The organism is Stenotrophomonas lacuserhaii (assembly GCF_039674585.1).
Taxonomy (GTDB): domain Bacteria; phylum Pseudomonadota; class Gammaproteobacteria; order Xanthomonadales; family Xanthomonadaceae; genus Stenotrophomonas; species Stenotrophomonas pennii_A.
This window is the reverse complement of sequence record NZ_JBDJNU010000001.1, coordinates 176869-193060: the sequence shown is the minus strand read 5'-3', so window position 1 is coordinate 193060 and position 16192 is coordinate 176869. Positions and strand designations below refer to the sequence as shown.

16 protein-coding genes are annotated in these 16192 nt (G+C 67.9%); 8 read left to right on the top strand and 8 right to left on the bottom strand.

Annotated elements, in window-relative coordinates; all coding sequences use genetic code 11:
* Positions 1-160: 160 nt before the first annotated feature.
* Together ABE522_RS00780 and ABE522_RS00775 are read right to left on the bottom strand one after the other, a co-directional pair.
* Positions 161-913 carry a TerC family protein gene (locus ABE522_RS00780; RefSeq protein ID WP_346589880.1) on the bottom strand — a complete coding sequence of 251 codons (753 nt, stop codon included), beginning with the start codon at positions 911-913 and terminating at the stop codon, positions 161-163.
* Between the two features lie 34 nt (positions 914-947).
* Positions 948-1328, bottom strand: a complete 381-nt coding sequence (locus tag ABE522_RS00775) for a diacylglycerol kinase (RefSeq protein WP_042613702.1) — start codon at positions 1326-1328, stop codon at positions 948-950.
* 200 nt (positions 1329-1528) lie between these two features.
* Here ABE522_RS00775 and ABE522_RS00770 point away from each other — a divergent pair, with 200 nt between their 5' ends.
* Positions 1529-2236 carry an SGNH/GDSL hydrolase family protein gene (locus ABE522_RS00770; RefSeq protein WP_346589878.1) on the top strand — a complete coding sequence of 236 codons (708 nt, stop codon included), beginning with the start codon at positions 1529-1531 and terminating at the stop codon, positions 2234-2236.
* Between the two features lie 107 nt (positions 2237-2343).
* On the opposite strand, the gene ABE522_RS00765 is transcribed toward ABE522_RS00770, so the two are convergent.
* From ABE522_RS00765 to ABE522_RS00755, 3 genes are all read right to left on the bottom strand, one after another.
* On the bottom strand, positions 2344-3615 hold the full coding sequence (locus ABE522_RS00765; RefSeq protein WP_346589876.1) for a sensor histidine kinase: 1272 nt from the start codon (positions 3613-3615) through the stop codon (positions 2344-2346).
* A gap of 107 nt (positions 3616-3722) precedes the next feature.
* On the bottom strand, positions 3723-4436 hold the full coding sequence (locus tag ABE522_RS00760) for a response regulator transcription factor (RefSeq protein WP_042613699.1): 714 nt from the start codon (positions 4434-4436) through the stop codon (positions 3723-3725).
* 87 nt (positions 4437-4523) lie between these two features.
* A complete protein-coding gene (locus tag ABE522_RS00755; RefSeq protein WP_346589875.1) occupies positions 4524-5168 on the bottom strand; it encodes an arylesterase in 645 nt (214 codons plus the stop codon).
* A 75-nt stretch (positions 5169-5243) separates the two neighbouring features.
* On the opposite strand from ABE522_RS00755, the gene ABE522_RS00750 reads away from it, so the two are divergent.
* From ABE522_RS00750 to ABE522_RS00735, 4 genes are all read left to right on the top strand, one after another.
* Entirely contained in the window at positions 5244-5891 is a 648-nt protein-coding gene (locus ABE522_RS00750) for an ABC transporter ATP-binding protein (RefSeq protein WP_346589891.1), read from the top strand.
* Positions 5888-8404: an ABC transporter permease gene (locus ABE522_RS00745; RefSeq protein WP_346589873.1), complete on the top strand. Its 2517-nt coding sequence runs from the start codon at positions 5888-5890 to the stop codon at positions 8402-8404. The genes ABE522_RS00750 and ABE522_RS00745 overlap by 4 nt, the downstream gene beginning before the upstream one ends.
* A gap of 299 nt (positions 8405-8703) precedes the next feature.
* Positions 8704-9846, top strand: coding sequence for an alginate lyase family protein (locus tag ABE522_RS00740; protein WP_346589872.1), 1143 nt, complete (start codon positions 8704-8706; stop codon positions 9844-9846).
* Between the two features lie 64 nt (positions 9847-9910).
* Positions 9911-10249, top strand: coding sequence for a DMT family protein (locus ABE522_RS00735; protein WP_346589871.1), 339 nt, complete (start codon positions 9911-9913; stop codon positions 10247-10249).
* Positions 10250-10260: 11 nt separating this feature from the next.
* Here ABE522_RS00735 and ABE522_RS00730 read toward each other — a convergent pair whose 3' ends face one another.
* From ABE522_RS00730 to ABE522_RS00720, 3 genes are all read right to left on the bottom strand, one after another.
* Entirely contained in the window at positions 10261-10815 is a 555-nt protein-coding gene (locus tag ABE522_RS00730) for a Hemin transport protein (RefSeq protein ID WP_406846273.1), read from the bottom strand.
* Positions 10816-10994: 179 nt separating this feature from the next.
* Positions 10995-11189 (bottom strand): hemin uptake protein HemP, encoded by a 195-nt coding sequence (gene hemP, locus ABE522_RS00725; protein ID WP_346589869.1) that lies wholly within the window; start codon positions 11187-11189, stop codon positions 10995-10997.
* 196 nt (positions 11190-11385) lie between these two features.
* Positions 11386-12357 carry a potassium channel beta subunit family protein gene (locus ABE522_RS00720; RefSeq protein WP_346589868.1) on the bottom strand — a complete coding sequence of 324 codons (972 nt, stop codon included), beginning with the start codon at positions 12355-12357 and terminating at the stop codon, positions 11386-11388.
* 191 nt (positions 12358-12548) lie between these two features.
* Between ABE522_RS00720 and ABE522_RS00715 the strand changes: the two genes are divergently transcribed.
* From ABE522_RS00715 to dusB, 3 genes are all read left to right on the top strand, one after another.
* Complete coding sequence (locus ABE522_RS00715) at positions 12549-13847, top strand: NupC/NupG family nucleoside CNT transporter (RefSeq protein WP_346589866.1); 1299 nt, start codon at positions 12549-12551, stop codon at positions 13845-13847.
* Positions 13848-13889: 42 nt separating this feature from the next.
* The gene (locus tag ABE522_RS00710) at positions 13890-14852 is read left to right on the top strand and encodes a ribokinase (RefSeq protein WP_346589864.1); all 963 of its coding nucleotides are present in this window, start codon (positions 13890-13892) and stop codon (positions 14850-14852) included.
* Positions 14853-15177: 325 nt separating this feature from the next.
* Positions 15178-16173: a tRNA dihydrouridine synthase DusB gene (dusB, locus tag ABE522_RS00705; protein WP_346589862.1), complete on the top strand. Its 996-nt coding sequence runs from the start codon at positions 15178-15180 to the stop codon at positions 16171-16173.
* The last annotated feature ends 19 nt before the right edge of the window (positions 16174-16192 follow it).

The window sequence follows — 16192 nt, the reverse complement described above, 5'->3', positions numbered from 1 at the left end:
CCATGGATGGCGCGAAACGAGGCCCGCAGGAGCGGCTCTTGCCGTCCCACGCCAACCCACCACGCCCCGCCCCGCCAACAAGCGATCCCGCTTTGGACGTTGACGTTGACGTTGCTTCAAAAGCGGGCAGCCGGGCCGCAGGCCCGGCAACCACACCCGATCACCAGTTGCCGGCACCCGGCACGTGATGGGCCACCGCACGGCGGCGCATCAGCAGGTTCAGCCATTCCACCAGCACCGAGAACCCCATCGCCGCGTAGATGTACGGCTTGGGCACGTGCACGTCCAGGCCATCCAGGATCAGCACCGCGCCGATCAGCAGGATGAAGGCCAGCGCCAGCATCTTCACCGTCGGGTTGGCATCGATGAAACGGCCCAGCGGGTTGGCCGCCAGCAGCATCACCGCCACCGACAGCAGGATCGCCGCCACCATCACCGGCACATGCTCGGCGATGCCGACCGCGGTGATGACCGAGTCCAGCGAAAACACGATGTCGATGATCGCGATCTGCAGGATCACCATGCCGAACACCGCCGACGCCTTGGTGGTGGTCGGGTCTTCGTCTTCACCGCCGGTGATCAGCTCGCGGATTTCCATGCCGCCCTTGATGATCAGGAACAGGCCACCCAGGATCAGCACCAGGTCACGGATGGAAATGCCCATGCCGGCCACGGTGAACAGGTTGGCCTGCATGTGCGCCAGGTAAGCCAGCGACACCAGCAGCAGGATGCGGGTGATGCAGGCCACCGCGATGCCCAGCTTGCGCGCGAACGGGCGGCGCGCTTCAGGCAGCTTGCTGACCGCGATGGAAATGAACACCAGGTTGTCGATGCCGAGCACGATTTCCAGCGCACTCAGCGTAAGCAGGGTCAACCAGACGTTCGGATCGGAAAGGAGTTCAACAAAGGGCATGGCGGTATCTTCGAAGTAAGTCGGGGAGAGAGGGTCAGAACAAGCGGGGCACCAGGATCAGCCCCCAGCACAGCAGTACATTCATCATCAGCACGAACACCGCGGCCGAGCCCATGTCCTTGGCACGACCGGCCAGTTCGTGGATCTCCGGACCGTAGCGCTCGATCACCGCCTCGATGGCCGAATTGAGCAGCTCGGTGGCCAGCACCAGCAGCATCGAGCCGATCATCAGGATGCGCTCGATGGCACTGTCACCCAGCCATAGCGCCACCGGGGTGAACAGCAGCAGCAGCCAGGCTTCCAGCCGGAACGAGGACTCGTGCAACCACGCCGCGCGCAGGCCCTGCCAGGACCAGCGTGCGGCCTGCAGGATGCGTCGCGGGCCGCGCGGCATGTGGCCGAACTGATCAGCCATGGCGACGTGCTCCAGCGGAAGCGCAGGCGATCGGGTCGCGACGAAGCAACCGCAGGGACAGGGAGCGGACGGTCATGGAAAGCCAGGGTGGGCAGCAGGCCGCTATTTTGCCATAAGGGCATGCCTGCCATCCCGCCGCGGCCGGCAGTGGCAGCCCCAGCGCCGTTATCATCCAAGGCTGCAACCCGCTGGAGATCCTGATGAACCTGCCACGCCGCCCCCTGCTGCTCGCCCTCGCCCTCTGCCTGTCCACCGCCGGCTTCGCCCACGCGCTGTCGCCGCCGCGGCCCGCGCAGGTGCCGGAAGAAGTGTCCAACGTCGCCTGGGCCGATGACATGGCCGCCTTCGCCAAGGCCGACCTGGTCAGCCCGCCGCCGCGCGACGGCATCGAGTTCGTCGGCAGTTCCTCGATCCGCATGTGGGACAGCCTGGCCGCGGATTTCCCGGGCAAGCCGGTGTTCAACCGTGGCTTCGGGGGATCGGAGGTGCGTGACAGCACCTGGTATGCCGACCGCATCGTGGTGCCTTACGCGCCCTGCAAGGTGTTCCTGTATGCCGGCGACAACGACCTCAACAGTGGCCGAAGCCCCGCGCAGGTCCGTGACGACGTGCTCGCGTTCGTGGCCCGCGTGCGCCGCGAGCTGCCATCGACGACGGTGGAGTACATATCGATCAAGCCCAGCCCGTCACGCGCGCACCTGCTGCCGGGCATCATCGAAGCCAACACGATGATCCGCAGCGCACTCGCTGCGCTGCCGAAGACCGGCTACACCGACATCTACACCCCGATGCTGGGCCGCGACGGGCAGCCCGATCCGTCGCTGTTCCGCGAGGACATGCTGCACATGACCCCGGCCGGGTATGCGATCTGGAAGAAGGCGCTGGCGCCCAAGGTCAGCTGCGATTGAGTAGTGACGGCCGCTGGCCGTCATTTCGTGGTGGGTGACGACCGTTGGTCGTCACGACCTTGCCGCTGCGCTCGCCGAGCATGGCTCGGCGCTACCTGCATCCGGGTTCAGCGGAAGATCACCGTCGCTTCGGTGCCCTTGCCCGCCTGGCTGGTCAGGGTGACCTTCCAGCCGAAGCGGTCGCACAGGCGGCGCACGATCGACAGGCCCAGCCCGGTGCCCTGCGGGCGGTCCGGCTCGGCACGGTAGAAGGGCTCGAAGGCCTTGTCCAACGCTTCGGGGGACATGCCGATGCCGGTATCGATCACGCGCACGCGGTCGTGTTCGACGAACACGTCCACGCGGCCTTCGTCGGTGTAGTTGCAGGCATTGCGCACCAGGTTGCTGATCACCACCTGCAGCACCCGTGGCGGCCCGTGCAGCTCGACCGCGCCGTCGTGGTGCAGCTCCACGTGTACGGGTCGATCGGCCATGAGTCCGGTGGCGGTGTCCACTTCGTGGCGCACCACCTCGACCACATCGAACATCTCCATCTGCGGCTCGACATCGGCCTCGCGCGCCAGGATCAGGAAAGCATCGATCACCGCTTCCATCTCGCGGCCTGCGCGCTGGATACGCTGCAGGCTGCGCTGCTGGCGCGGCGACGCGGTTTCATCGGCCAGGGCCATGTCGCTGGCCACCCGGATCACGGTCAACGGGGTTCGCAGCTCATGGCTGGCATCGCGGGTGAAGTTGCGCTCGCGGGCGACATTCTCGGTGACCCGGTTGGCCAGCGAATGCAAGGCTGCGGCCAGCTGCCGGGTCTCGCCCTGCATGTCGGCGGGCAGTTTCTGCGGGTCCAGGTCGCTGGCCTGCGGCTTGGCCGGATCCCAGCGCGACACCCGGCGCGCCAGCCAGTTGACCGGCGACACCAGCCGCTTGGACGCGCGGTAAGTGACCCAGCTGGCGCCGTACACCGCCAGCAGGGTAAGCAGCACCGGCACGATGCCGAACCAGAACGCCAGCAGCTCGGCGCGCGAGCGCAGGAACACCAGGTAGAGGCGACCCTCGGGACGCACGTCCACCCACACCAGCTGGTCATCGCCGCGCAGTTCATGGAAGCCAGCCGGCAGGTCGCGCAGGTTGGCCGGCAGCGACAGGCTGGAGCGCCCGGTTTCGACCAGGTAGCCACGGATGTTGTGGGTGTTGGGTGGCGGCTGCGTAGGCGACGCCTCGTGCAGCGTCCAGTAGTACGCCGCTTCCTCGCGCAGGGCGGCACTGACCAGGCTGTGCTTGATCACCAGCGACACCAGCCACGCACCAAGCAGGATGCCGAGGCTGGCCAGGACGGCCTGCAGGATGAAGGCGATACGTATCTTGCGCGGCAGGCCGTGCGGCATCAGGCGGGATCACTACGGAAGATGGCCGCGCCGAGTATAGGCAGCGGGTGCGTCATTCCCCCGTGCAGGGGCCGTTGGCGGCCTGCACGGGGACCATGACGGCGATGTCAGCCCATCGGCTGGGCGATATCGGCGATGCGGTAACCGGCGCTCTGCACAGTGTGCAGCAGCGGGCGGTCGAACGGCTTATCGATGATCTTGCGCAGGTTGTACAGATGGCTGCGCAGGGTATCCGAATCCGGCAGCCCGTTGCCCCAGATCTCGCGCTCGATTTCCTGCCGGGTGACCACGCGCGGCGATTCGCGCATCAGGATGGTCAGCAGGCGCAGGCCGATCGGCGAAAGCTGCAGTTCGGTGCCGGCGCGGGTGGCGCGCATGCTCACCGGATCCAGCACCAGGTCGGCGACCTTCAGCACTTCCGAGCCCACCTGGCGGCGCTCGCGGCGGATCAGGGCACGCAGGCGGGCTTCCAGTTCCTGGATCGCGAACGGCTTGGTCAGGTAATCGTCCGCGCCGAAGCCCAGCCCGGTGAGCTTGTCATCCAGCGTGTCGCGCGCGGTCAGCATCAGCACCGGCGTGGACTTGCGGGCATCGTTGCGCAGGCGGCGGCAGACTTCGATGCCGTCCAGGCGCGGCAGCATCAGATCCAGCACGACCACGTCGTAACTGTTTTCCGCCGCCAGACGATAACCGTCCAAGCCGTCCTGGGCATAGTCGACCTCGAAACCACGGCCTTCCAGATACTCGCCGATCATCTCGGAGATATTGCGGTTGTCCTCGACGACCAGAACAAGGCCGGAGGTTTCCTTCGTCTGACGCATGGTCTTCCCTCTAACTTCAGCTTTGTGAAACATGCCGGATCGACGGTGCACGCGGCGTGAAGTGGCCACGCCCATCGACTGAACGCTTCAGAGCAGGGGCTGCAGCAGCGGCCAGACGTTGGAAAGCACCTTCGGCTGGGCGCTCTGGGTAGGGTGCAGGCCGTCGGACTGCATCATCCCGGGCTGCAGCGCGACGCCCTCCAGCAGGAACGGCAGCAGGGGCACCCCGTACTGGTCGGACAACGCGCGATATACCGCGGCCAGGCGCTGGCGGTACGCCGGGCCGTAGTTGGGTGGCACGTCGATGCCGAGCATCAGCACCTTGGCGCCGCCCTGCTGGCTGGCCACGATCATCTTCTCCAGGTTGGCGCGGATCTGGGCGGGGGTCAGCCCGCGCAGCGCATCGTTGCCGCCCAGCGCGATGACTACCACGCCGGGTTTCTCCCGTGCCAGCAGTCCCGGCAGTCGGGTCGCCGCGCCGGCGGTGGTTTCCCCGCTCATGCTGGCATTGACCACCCGTGCCGGCGAGCCCGAACGGGTGCTGAGCCGCTTGCCCAGCAGGTCCACCCAGCCGGTGCCGGCCGGGATATTGTGGGCGGCACTGAGGCTGTCGCCGAGCACCAGCACCGTTGTGGCTTGACCTTTGGCACACGCCAGCACCGGCAACAGCAGCAACCATGCCAGCAGCATTCCCATCCGGCCGATGTTCCGGCCTTGTCCTGTAACGCGCATTGGAGTCTCCTCATCGACAGCCTGTCCCCCCGCAGCGCGCCCGTCGCCATCGCCGTCGACCAGGTCGGCAAATCCGTGCATGGCCCGGAGGGTGAAGTCCACATACTGGACAACATCAGCATGACGGTACATGAAGGCACCTCGGTTGCCATCGTCGGTGCCTCCGGTTCGGGCAAGACCACCCTGCTCGGCCTGCTGGCCGGGCTGGACCTGCCCAGCCGCGGCAGCATCACCCTGGCCGGCAGCGTGCTCGGCGGCCTGGACGAAGAAGCCCGCGCCCAGCTGCGCGCGCGCGAGGTCGGCTTCGTGTTCCAGAGCTTCCACCTGCTGCCGGCGTTGACCGCGGCGGAGAACATCGCCCTGCCGTTGGAACTGGCCGGGCGCGAGGATCCTGCCCGGGTCGAGCAGGTGCTCGAAGCGGTGGGCCTGGCGCACCGCGCGCGCCACTATCCGCGCCAGCTGTCCGGCGGCGAACAGCAGCGCGTGGCGCTGGCACGGGCCTTCGTGGCGCGCCCGCGCATCCTGTTCGCCGATGAACCAACCGGCTCGCTGGACCAGGCTACCGGCCAGCACATCAGCGACCTGCTGTTCGCCTTGAATGCCGACAGCGCCACCACCCTGGTGCTGGTCACCCACGACCTGCGCCTGGCGCAGCGCTGCCAGTTCATCCATCGCATCGACAACGGCCGCCTGCAGCAGGTCACGCACGGGGCGGACGCATGAACCTGCTGCGCCACGCGCTGCGTTCACTGCGCCGCGAAGCGCTGGCCGGCGACCTGCTGACGGTGTTTGCCGCGCTGGTGCTGGGCGTGGCGGTGATGACCGCGGTCGGCACGCTGGTGGACCGGGTCAACCTGGCGCTGGCCAACAGCACCGCGGAGATGCTGGGCGGTGACCTCGGCATCAGCGGGCGCGCCGAAGCGCCGGCCGAACTGGTCGGCGAAGGCACCCGGCGCGGACTGCAGAGCACCCGCATCGCCGCCTTTGGCAGCGTGCTGTTCCATGGCGAAGCCAGCCAGATGGCCACCATCAAGGCGGTGGAAGCCGGTTACCCGCTGCGCGGCCAACTGCGTGTGCGGACCGGGGCGGATGCCGTGTTGAACGAAGCCGCCGCCGCGCCGGCCCGCGGCGAAGCCTTCGCCGATCCCCGCCTGCTGCAGGCCCTGGACCTGCGCATCGGCGACGAACTGGAGTTCGGCGCAGGCACGCTGCGGGTGGCCGGCAGCATCGAATCGGAACCGGACACGTCCAGCGAACTGCTCACCCTGTCGCCCACCCTGCTGGTCAACCGTGCCGACGTCGAAGGGACCGGCCTGCTCGATCCGGGCAGCCGGATCAGCTACCGCACGATGTTCGTCGGCGAGGCCGAGGCCATTGCGGATTTCCGCCAGTGGCTGCAGCCGCGCGTGCAGGGGCTGCGCCTGCTCGGCGTCGGCGATACCCAGCGCGGGGTGCGCGAATCATTCCAGCTGGCCGGGCGTTTCCTCGGCTTGAGTGCCTTGCTGGCGGTGCTGCTGTCCGGCGTCGCCACGGCACTGGCCGCCAACCGTTTCGCGTTGAGCCGCATCGACCAGGTTGCGGTGCTGCGCTGCCTGGGCGCACGCCAGCGCGACATCCTTGGCAGCCTGGCGCTGCAGCTGGTGTTGATGGCGATCCCGGCCTGCGTGGTCGGCGTGCTGGTGGGCATGGCGGCGCAGGAAGGGCTGGTGCAGATCCTCGGCGGACTGGTGCCGCAGCGGCTGCCCCTGCCGCAGGCGCTGCCGGCGCTGACCGGGGCCGGCATCGGTCTGCTGCTGCTGCTCGGCTTCGGCCTGCCGCCGCTGCTGCGGCTGCGCAACGTGCCGCCGATGCGCGTGCTCAACCGCAGTTTCGCAACCCTGCCACCGGCCTCGCTGCTGGTGTATGCCGGCGCCCTGCTGGCCAGCCTGGCGCTGACCGTGCAGGTCACCGGCGACCTCAAGCTGGCGTTGTGGGTGCTGGGCGGACTGGCCGCGCTGGCGCTGCTCGCCGCAGGCGGTGGCTTCGCCCTGCTGATGCTGGTGCGGGGCCTGCAGCATCGCCTGCACGGCAACTGGCGCCTCGGCCTGGCCGCGTTGACCCGCCGCCGCGCGCTGGCGGTGATGCAGCTGGTCGGGCTGTCGCTGTCGCTGTGTTCGCTGTTGATGCTGGCCGTGGTCGGGCCGGGCCTGCTGCAGCAATGGCGCGACCGCCTGCCGGCGGACACACCGAACTACTTCCTGATGAACATCCAGCCGGACCAGCGCCAGATCGTGCTGGATGCGCTGACCGCGCAGGGTGCGGTGGATGCCAGCGTGGAACCGTTCGCCACCGGTCGCCTGCTGGCATTGAACGGCGACGCACCGCGTCGGCGTGGCGATGACCAGGACGCGGCGCAGGACAACGGCACGCCGCCAGCAGGCGCTGCGGACAACGACCGCGACCGGCCGCTGAACTTCAGCTGGCGCACCACCTTCCCGCCGGCAAACCAGCTGCTGCAGGGCCGCTTCTGGGCGGCCGACAGCACCGCCGCCGAGGCCTCCGTGGAAGAGGGTTGGGCCCGCCGCTACGGCGCCGGGCTGGGTGACCGGGTGACGCTGCAGGTCGGCGAACAGCAGCGCGAGTACACCATCACCAGCATCCGCAAGGCCGAGTGGAACAGCTTCCGGGTCAACTTCTTCGTGCTGGTCAACGCCAATGCGGTAGGCGATGCCCCGCACAACCTGATCTCTGCCTTCCATCTGCCGCGCGCCAAGGCGGCCGGACTGGGCCAGCTGGTACGCGAGCAGCCGAACCTGTCGCTGCTGGATATCGATGGACTGATCAGCGAGGTGCGGCAGGTGATGGACCGGGTCGCGCAGGCGATCCAGGTGGTGATGGGTTTCAGCCTGCTGGCCGGCGTGCTGGTGTTGCTGGCGGCGCTGCAGTCGACCGCCGGTGAGCGGCGCTACGACAGCGCGGTGCTGCGTACGCTGGGGGCCACGCGGCGCCAGCTGCGCGGTGCGGTGCTGGTGGAATTCGGCGCGTTGGGACTGCTGGCGGCGATCCTGGCGGTCGGTGCGGCGGCGATCATCGGCGTGGTGGTGTCGCGGCAGGTGTTCGAACTGGCGCTGTCGCCGCCGTGGCCGGGATTGCTGGCCGGTGGTGCCTGCGGGGTGGCGCTGAGTGTGTTCGCCGGATGGTGGGGCACGCGGCGGATCCTGCATACGCCGCCAGCGCTGGCGTTGCGCGAGGCATAGCCTGCAGGTGGGAGGGGCGCTCGGCTACGTGCCAGGGTCGGGCGGTGGGGCTGGGCGGGGGACGGCAAAAACTGCATCCATGCGGGCCTCGTTTCGCGCCATCCATGGCGCTCAACGCCCCCGCCCAGCCCCACCGCCCAGCCCTCGGAGAGATTCCGGGGGCCGCCACCCGCCAGTAAGAATGGCGGCAGGGGTCGTCTGCGGAGCGGGCGTCTACCGACGCGGGAGTCGGTTATCGGCCGATAACCCTCGGAACCGGTCGCGATTAGCGTGGAGACTCCTTCAAGGAGACTGCCCCGATGCGTGCCCCCGTGCTGCTGCTCTCACTCGCCCTGTTGTCCCCCGCCCTCGCCCACGGGCAGGCGTTCGTCCATCCCGGCATCCTGCTCGACGCGCCCGCGCTGCAGGCGACCCGGGACGCGCTGGGGGCCGGCGACCCACTCAAGACCACCGCCCTGGCCGCGATGCGGCAGAGCGAACTGGCGTCGCTGGAGCATGCCGCCACACCGTTCGCGCGGGTGGAATGTGGTTCCTTCGACAAACCCAGCATCGGCTGCAAGCCCGAACGCGATGATGCCAAGGCCGCCTATACGCATGCGCTGCTGTGGGCTTACCTGGGCGAGGAGGCGCATGCCCGCAAGGCCGTGGAGATCATGGACGCCTGGGCCACCACGCTGACCGGCGGCCACGCCAACAGCAACGCGCCGCTGCAGGCGTCCTGGGGCGCACAGTTGTGGACACGTGCGGCGGAAATCATCCGTTACACCAGTGCGGTGTGGCCGGAGGCGGATGCCCGGCGCTTCGGCGACTGGCTGATCGCGCAGTACCTGCCCGACATCGACCGCATGGGGCCCTGCCCCGGAGGCAACTGGCATGCCAGCAGCATCGAGGCTCGCATGAACATCGGCATCTACACCGATCGCCGCGATATCCATGACCGCGCCGTGGCCGATTGGCACACGCGCCTGCCGACCTATGTCTACCTGCCGATGGACGGTGCCACGCCATTGCCGCGCCCCGGCTGCAACACTCCCATCGAGACACTGTGGTTCGGACAGACCGTCATGGCGGCCGGACTGGCGGAAGAAACCTGCCGCGACCTGGAACATACGGCGTACGGCCTGGCGGCTTACCTCAACGCGGCCGAAACCAACCGCCTGCAGGGTGGCAGCCTGTACCAGGCGCAGGGCGAACGACTGGTCGCTGCGATGGAGTTCCACACCGACATGCTGGCGCGCCCCGTTGTTCCTGCATGGTTGTGCAAGGGCAAACTGGTTTCAGATGTGCGCGGCACGCTGGAGATCGGCTACGCGCATTTCGCGGGCCGCCTGGGACAGGCACTTCCACACACCGCTGCCTGGTTGGCCGGGCACCGTCCCAGCCAAGGTGATTTCCATTTCGTCTGGGAGACCTTGACGCACGGCACCGCGTTCGACGAATAGCCGCTGTTGACCTGTCGCGCACGCCGCAGGCGCATAATCCGCCGACCCCACCGGCGTGATCGACATGGCCCAGTACCTCTACCCCGTGCTGCTGCTCCTGGGCAGCAACATCTTCATGACCTTCGCCTGGTATGGGCACCTGAAATACAAGAGCGCACCGCTGATGACGGTGATCCTGATCAGCTGGGGAATCGCCTTCTTTGAGTACTGCCTGCAGGTACCGGGCAACCGGCTGGGCAGTGCGGTGTATTCGGCGCCGCAGCTCAAGGGCATGCAGGAAGTCATCACCCTGGTGGTGTTCGCGGTGTTTTCCGCGTTCTACCTCGACCAGCCGCTGAAATGGAACCACTACGCGGCTTTCGCCCTGATCGTGGTCGCCGCCCTGCTGATGTTCAAGGAATGACCCTGCACGCCTCAGGCGTGCAGGGCCAGCGCAGGCACTTCGGCGCTGCCGTCCGCGCTTTCAAGGCGGGCGATGCGGCGTGCGGTCGCACTGCCCAGCGATGACAGCGGGGCGAGGCTTGCCGCCAGGCCACTGCCCTGCTCCACCGCGTGCAGCTGCACCGCACACATCCGCCAGCGTTGCCCGCCCAGGCTGCCTGCCAAGCGCCGCCACAGGCGCTCGCCGATACTGGCGTCGTCGCCGCCGGCCGGGCGTATCGGCAGCCCGGCAACCAAGCGGTCCCACGCGAGGAAATCGCTGTCCGGCAGCAGGTACAGCCGCCAGCAGCAGCGGCCGCGCGCGTCGGTGAAGCACAGGCTCTCGCGTACACCTTCGCTGTCCAGCCCTTGGCAGGCGTGGGCGGCAACCGCATCCTGCCAGCCGGCCAGCTCATTGCTGTCGGCGCGGTACAGGCACAACACGGTGCCCAGCGATGCCAGCTGGCTGGCGGTCGGGCGGCGGATGGTGGGCGATAACGGCAGGCCGCGCGGCATGGTCGCGCGTACTGCGGACAAGGCTCTGCTCATGGGATCACCGTGTTGTGCACCTGGCCGTGCGGGGAGGGATCCCCCGGGGCCGCCACCAGACGCAACGAAGGCGCTGGCTGGCAGACCGAGGGGGAGAGAGACAGGAGGGGCGACCGCCCGCGTGGACCGCGTCGCGCCTGGGCGCGGCGCCGCGTCCGGGAGGGAGGCGGCCGACCCGTTTACTTGGTCAGGATCAGCTTGTCGTTGCTGGTGTGGCGCAGCCGATAGAAGCGGTCACCATGTTGGATGACGATCTCGCGACGCCCTTTCAGAAGGGCCTCGCTGTCGATCACTTCCTCGGCGGGCACGGCACGGACCGGGCGCTCACGGAGGGTCAGGGTTTCGGGACGAAGCAGCACTGCTTGAGCATTCATTCGTCTGGACTCGGTGCGAGGGACGACTCAAATGATAACGATTCTCAGTTCGCAATCAACACCCATTCTCAAATTGATTGATGGGATTGATGATTGAAGTCAGAACTTCAATAGCTCTCAACTATCACTGGTAGCGCCGAGCCACGCTCGGCGGATCCCCGAGAGCCGCGCCGAGCGTGGCCCGGCGCCAGCACCATCAGGCGAACACCGCTTCCACCCTGCCCCAGGCAGCCTCATCCAGCGTGCCCACCCGCTCCAGCGCCTGCAGGTTCTGCAGCAGCTGCTCGACCCGGCTGGCGCCGAGGATCACGCTGGAAACGTTCGGATTACGCAGGCACCAGGCGATGGCCAGGGTGGCCGGGGCGACACCCAGCTCGGCCGCCAGTGCGGTGTAGCGCCGTACCTGCTGCAACCGCGTGGCGCCGTCCGCACCCAGCACGATGTCCTGGAGCCAGGCCATGTCATCCAGCCCCAGCCGCGAACCCGCAGGGAAGCCGTCGTTGTACTTGCCGGTCAGCAGCCCCGATGCCAGCGGCGAGAAGGTGGTGGTGCCCAGCCCGGCCTCGGCATACAGCGGAGCGTACTCACGCTCCACCCGGTCGCGGTGCAGCAGGTTGTACTGCGGCTGCTCCATCGTCGGGCCCTGCAGGTTGTGGCGGCGGGCGATGTCCAGCGCTTCCTGGATCTGCGTGGCCGACCATTCCGAAGTCCCCCAGTAAAGCACTTTGCCCTGCCGGACCAGGGTGTCCATCGCATGCACGGTCTCGGCGATCGGCGTGTCTGCATCAGGGCGGTGGCAGTAGTACAGGTCCAGGTAGTCCACCCGCAGCCGCTTCAGCGCCGCATGGCAGGCATCGGTCACATGCTTGCGCGACAGCCCGCGCTGGGTCGGTGCCGGGTCCACCGCGCTGCCGAAGAACACCTTGCTGGACACGCAGAAGCCATCACGCGGCAGCCGCAGGTCGGCGATCACATCGCCCATCACCTGCTCGGCGCGGCCATTGGCATAGCCCTCGGCGTTGTCGAAGAAGTTGATGCCGTTGTCCCAGGCCGCCGCCACCAGGTTGCGCGCCTGGTCGCGGGCCACCTGGCTGCCAAAGGTGACCCAGGCGCCGAAGGACAGCGCGGAAAGCTTCAACCCGGAGGTTCCAAGGCGGCGGTAGAGCATGCACGACTCCTGCTGCAGGCCCGCAGATCGGGCCGGAAGGGGGGTCATTCTAACCGCGCGAGGTCGCCTGCATCCCTTGTCAATACAGAGCGTATCGGCGCTGATCGCCCCTCGCTGCGCGCTTTTCCTTGCCCCCGCCCCTGCCCTGCTCTAGGCTTCCCGTTTTTCGCGGTGCCCTCAGGGGATTCAACATGGTCGAAGGTTTGGGCAGGATCGGCTTCGGCCTGTTTGGTCTGGCGGTGCTCATCGGCATTACCTGGCTGTTCTCCAACAACAAGCGCGCGGTGGACTGGAAGCTGGTGGCGACCGGCCTGCTGCTGCAGATCGCATTTGCCGCCGTGGTGCTGCTGGTACCGGGTGGCCGCGATGTGTTCGATGCGCTGGGCCACGGGTTCGTGAAGGTGCTGAGCTTCGTCAACGAAGGCTCCGGCTTCATCTTCGGCTCGCTGATGAACGTGCAAAGCTACGGCTTCATCTTCGCCTTCCAGGTGCTGCCGACCATCATCTTCTTCTCCGCGCTGATGGGCGTGCTGTACCACCTCAACGTGATGCAGGCGATCGTGCGCGTGATGGCGCTGGCGATCACCAAGGTGATGCGCGTGTCCGGTGCGGAAACCACCAGCGTCTGCGCCAGCGTGTTCATCGGCCAGACCGAAGCCCCGCTGACGGTGCGCCCCTACATTTCGCGGATGACCGAATCCGAGCTGCTGACCATGATGATCGGCGGCATGGCCCACATCGCCGGTGGCGTGCTGGCGGCCTACGTCGGCATGCTCGGCGGCGGCGATCCGGAATCCCAGGCCTTCTATGCCAAGCACCTGCTGGCGGCCAGCATCATGGCCGCGCCCGCTACGCTGGTGGTGGCCAAGCTGCTGATCCCGGAAACCGGCACCCCGCTGACCCGCGGCACGGTGAAGATGGAAGTGGAGAAGACCTCCAGCAACATCATCGACGCCGCCGCCGGTGGCGCTGCGGACGGCCTGAGGCTGGCCCTGAACATCGGTGCGATGCTGCTGGCCTTCATCGCGCTGATCGCGCTGCTGAACGCCCCGCTGACGTGGTTGGGTGATGTCACCGGCCTGGCCGCGGCGATCGGTCGCCCGACCAACCTGTCCACCATCTTCGGCTACCTGCTGGCCCCGATCGCCTGGGTGATCGGCACCCCGTGGGCCGATGCCAGCACGGTCGGCTCGCTGATCGGCCAGAAGGTGGTGATCAACGAGTTCGTCGCCTACAGCGAATTGTCGCGCATCATCAACGGCCAGGTCCCGGGCGTTACGTTGTCCGAAGAAGGCCGCCTGATCGCCACCTACGCGCTGTGCGGCTTCGCCAACTTCAGCTCCATCGCGATCCAGATCGGCGGCATCGGTGGCCTTGCCCCGGAACGACGCCAGGATCTGGCCCGGTTCGGCCTGCGCGCCGTGCTGGGCGGTACCATTGCCACTTTCATGACTGCCACGATCGCCGGCGTCCTGACCCACTTTGGTTGATACCCTCGGGTACCACCGCGCTTCACTGAGAACCGTTTTCCTATGAGCAGCAACGTCGTCGTCGTCGGTTCCTTCAATGTCGATCATGTGTGGCGGTGCGAAGCACTGCCCGCCCCCGGCGCGACCATCGCCGGGCGCTACAGCACCGGCCCGGGCGGCAAGGGCTTCAACCAGGCCGTGGCCGCACGCCGCGCCGGTGCGCAGACCACCTTCGTCTGCGCGCTGGGCGACGATGCCGGCGGCGCGATGGCCCGCGGCCTGGCGGCCCAGGACGGCTTCACCCTGAGCGCCGAGGCGAGCACGGAACCGACCGGCACCGGCGGCATCTATGTCGATGCACGCGGCCGCAACACCATCGTCATCGGGCCGGGTGCCAATGCCGCGCTGAGCATCGGCTTCGTGCAGCAGCAGCAGGCGCTGCTGGCAGGCGCCAAGGTGGTGCTGGTGCAGCTGGAATCGCCGGTGGACACCATCGAGGCCGCCCTGGCGGTGGCGCGCGAAGCCGGCGTCACCACCGTGCTCAACGCCGCCCCAGCCGACGCGCCATCCAGCATCGGCCTGCTGAAGCTGGCCGATGTCATCACCCCGAATGAAACCGAATTCGCCGCGCTGCTCAGCCGCCATGTCGGCGAGCGGATCGATCCCAACGATGTCGCCGCGCTGGACGGCGCCAGCCTGCATGCGCTGTGCCGCAAGCTGGTCGGCAGTGGCACCGTGGTGGTGACCCTCGGTGCGGTAGGTGTGTTCGTGTCGCACGATGAAGACACCCTGCGCGGTGACAGCCAGCCGTACTACCGCGTGGGCGCCGAGCAGGTACAGGCCATCGATACCACCGGTGCCGGTGATGCCTTCAACGGTGCGCTGGTGGCCTCCATCGCGCATTCGCCGGATGCCCCGTTCGCGCGCCACGTGCGCTTTGCCAACCAGTTCGCCGGCCGTTCCACCGAAAAGGAAGGCGCCGCCGCGGCGATGCCCCACTTCACACCGGACGACCAGCCGGCGTAACGCACCGCCAGCTTGGTCGTGACGGTCGCTGGCCGTCACGCCGTAGCCCCGCCCCTGGTGGATGACGACCGCCGCCCTTGGTGGGTGACGACCGTTGGTCGTCACGCTGTTGCTCTTGCCGCTGCGCTCGCCGAGCATGGCTCGGCGCTACCACCCGGTCGTGCCGGGTGCATGCCAGCCGCCCACCATGCCCCGCGCCTGGGGGCGGCGGAAGCAACCGTCAAGCATCTGCTGATGCCGGTGTAGCATGAGCCCCATCCGGATCGGCCTGAACCGGGGGCTCCCCACAGCGGCCCGGCCTGCGCTGCCGCACTACAATGGCCGCATGCAGATCGGCCCTTATTCCATTGCCCCCAACGTCGTGCTGGCGCCCATGGCCGGCGTCACCGACAAGCCGTTCCGGCTGCTGTGCAAGCGCCTTGGCGCAGGGCTGGCTGCCTCGGAGATGACCATCTCCGACCCGCGCTTCTGGACCACCCGCAAGTCCCTGCACCGGATGGACCACGACGGCGAGCCCGACCCGATCAGCGTGCAGATCGCCGGCACCGAACCGCAGCAGTTGGCCGAGGCGGCACGCTACAACGTCGACCATGGCGCGCAGATCATCGACATCAACATGGGCTGTCCGGCCAAGAAGGTCTGCAACGCCTGGGCCGGCTCGGCGCTGATGCGCGATGAGGACCTGGTCGCCCGCATCCTGACCGCAGTGGTCAACGCCGTCGACGTGCCGGTGACGCTGAAGATCCGCACCGGCTGGGACTGCGACCACCGCAACGGCCCGCGCATCGCCCATATCGCCGAAGACAGCGGCATCGCCGCGTTGGCCGTGCACGGCCGCACCCGCGACCAGCACTACACCGGCCAGGCCGAGTACGAGACCATCGCCGCGATCAAGGCGGCGCTGAGGATCCCGGTGATCGCAAACGGCGACATCGATTCGCCGCGCAAGGCCGCCCACGTGCTCGCCGTCACCGGCGTGGATGCGGTGATGATCGGTCGCGCCGCGCAGGGGCGGCCGTGGATCTTCCGCGAGGTGGCGCACTACCTGGCTACCGGCCAGGAGCTGCCGCCGCCGTCGTTGTCCGAAGTGCGCGACATCCTGCTCGGCCACCTGCAGGCCCTGCATGCCTTCTACGGCGAACCGCAGGGCGTGCGCATCGCGCGCAAGCACCTGGGGTGGTATGCCAAGGATCGCCCGGAAAACGCAGCCTTCCGCGCGGTGGTGAACCGGGCCGAAGACCCGGCCAGCCAGATCGCGCTGACCACGGAATATTTTGATCGGTTGATCGCGGATACGCGCGAAACAGCTTGCGTTGATTGACCCCTTCGCCGGGCAGTGG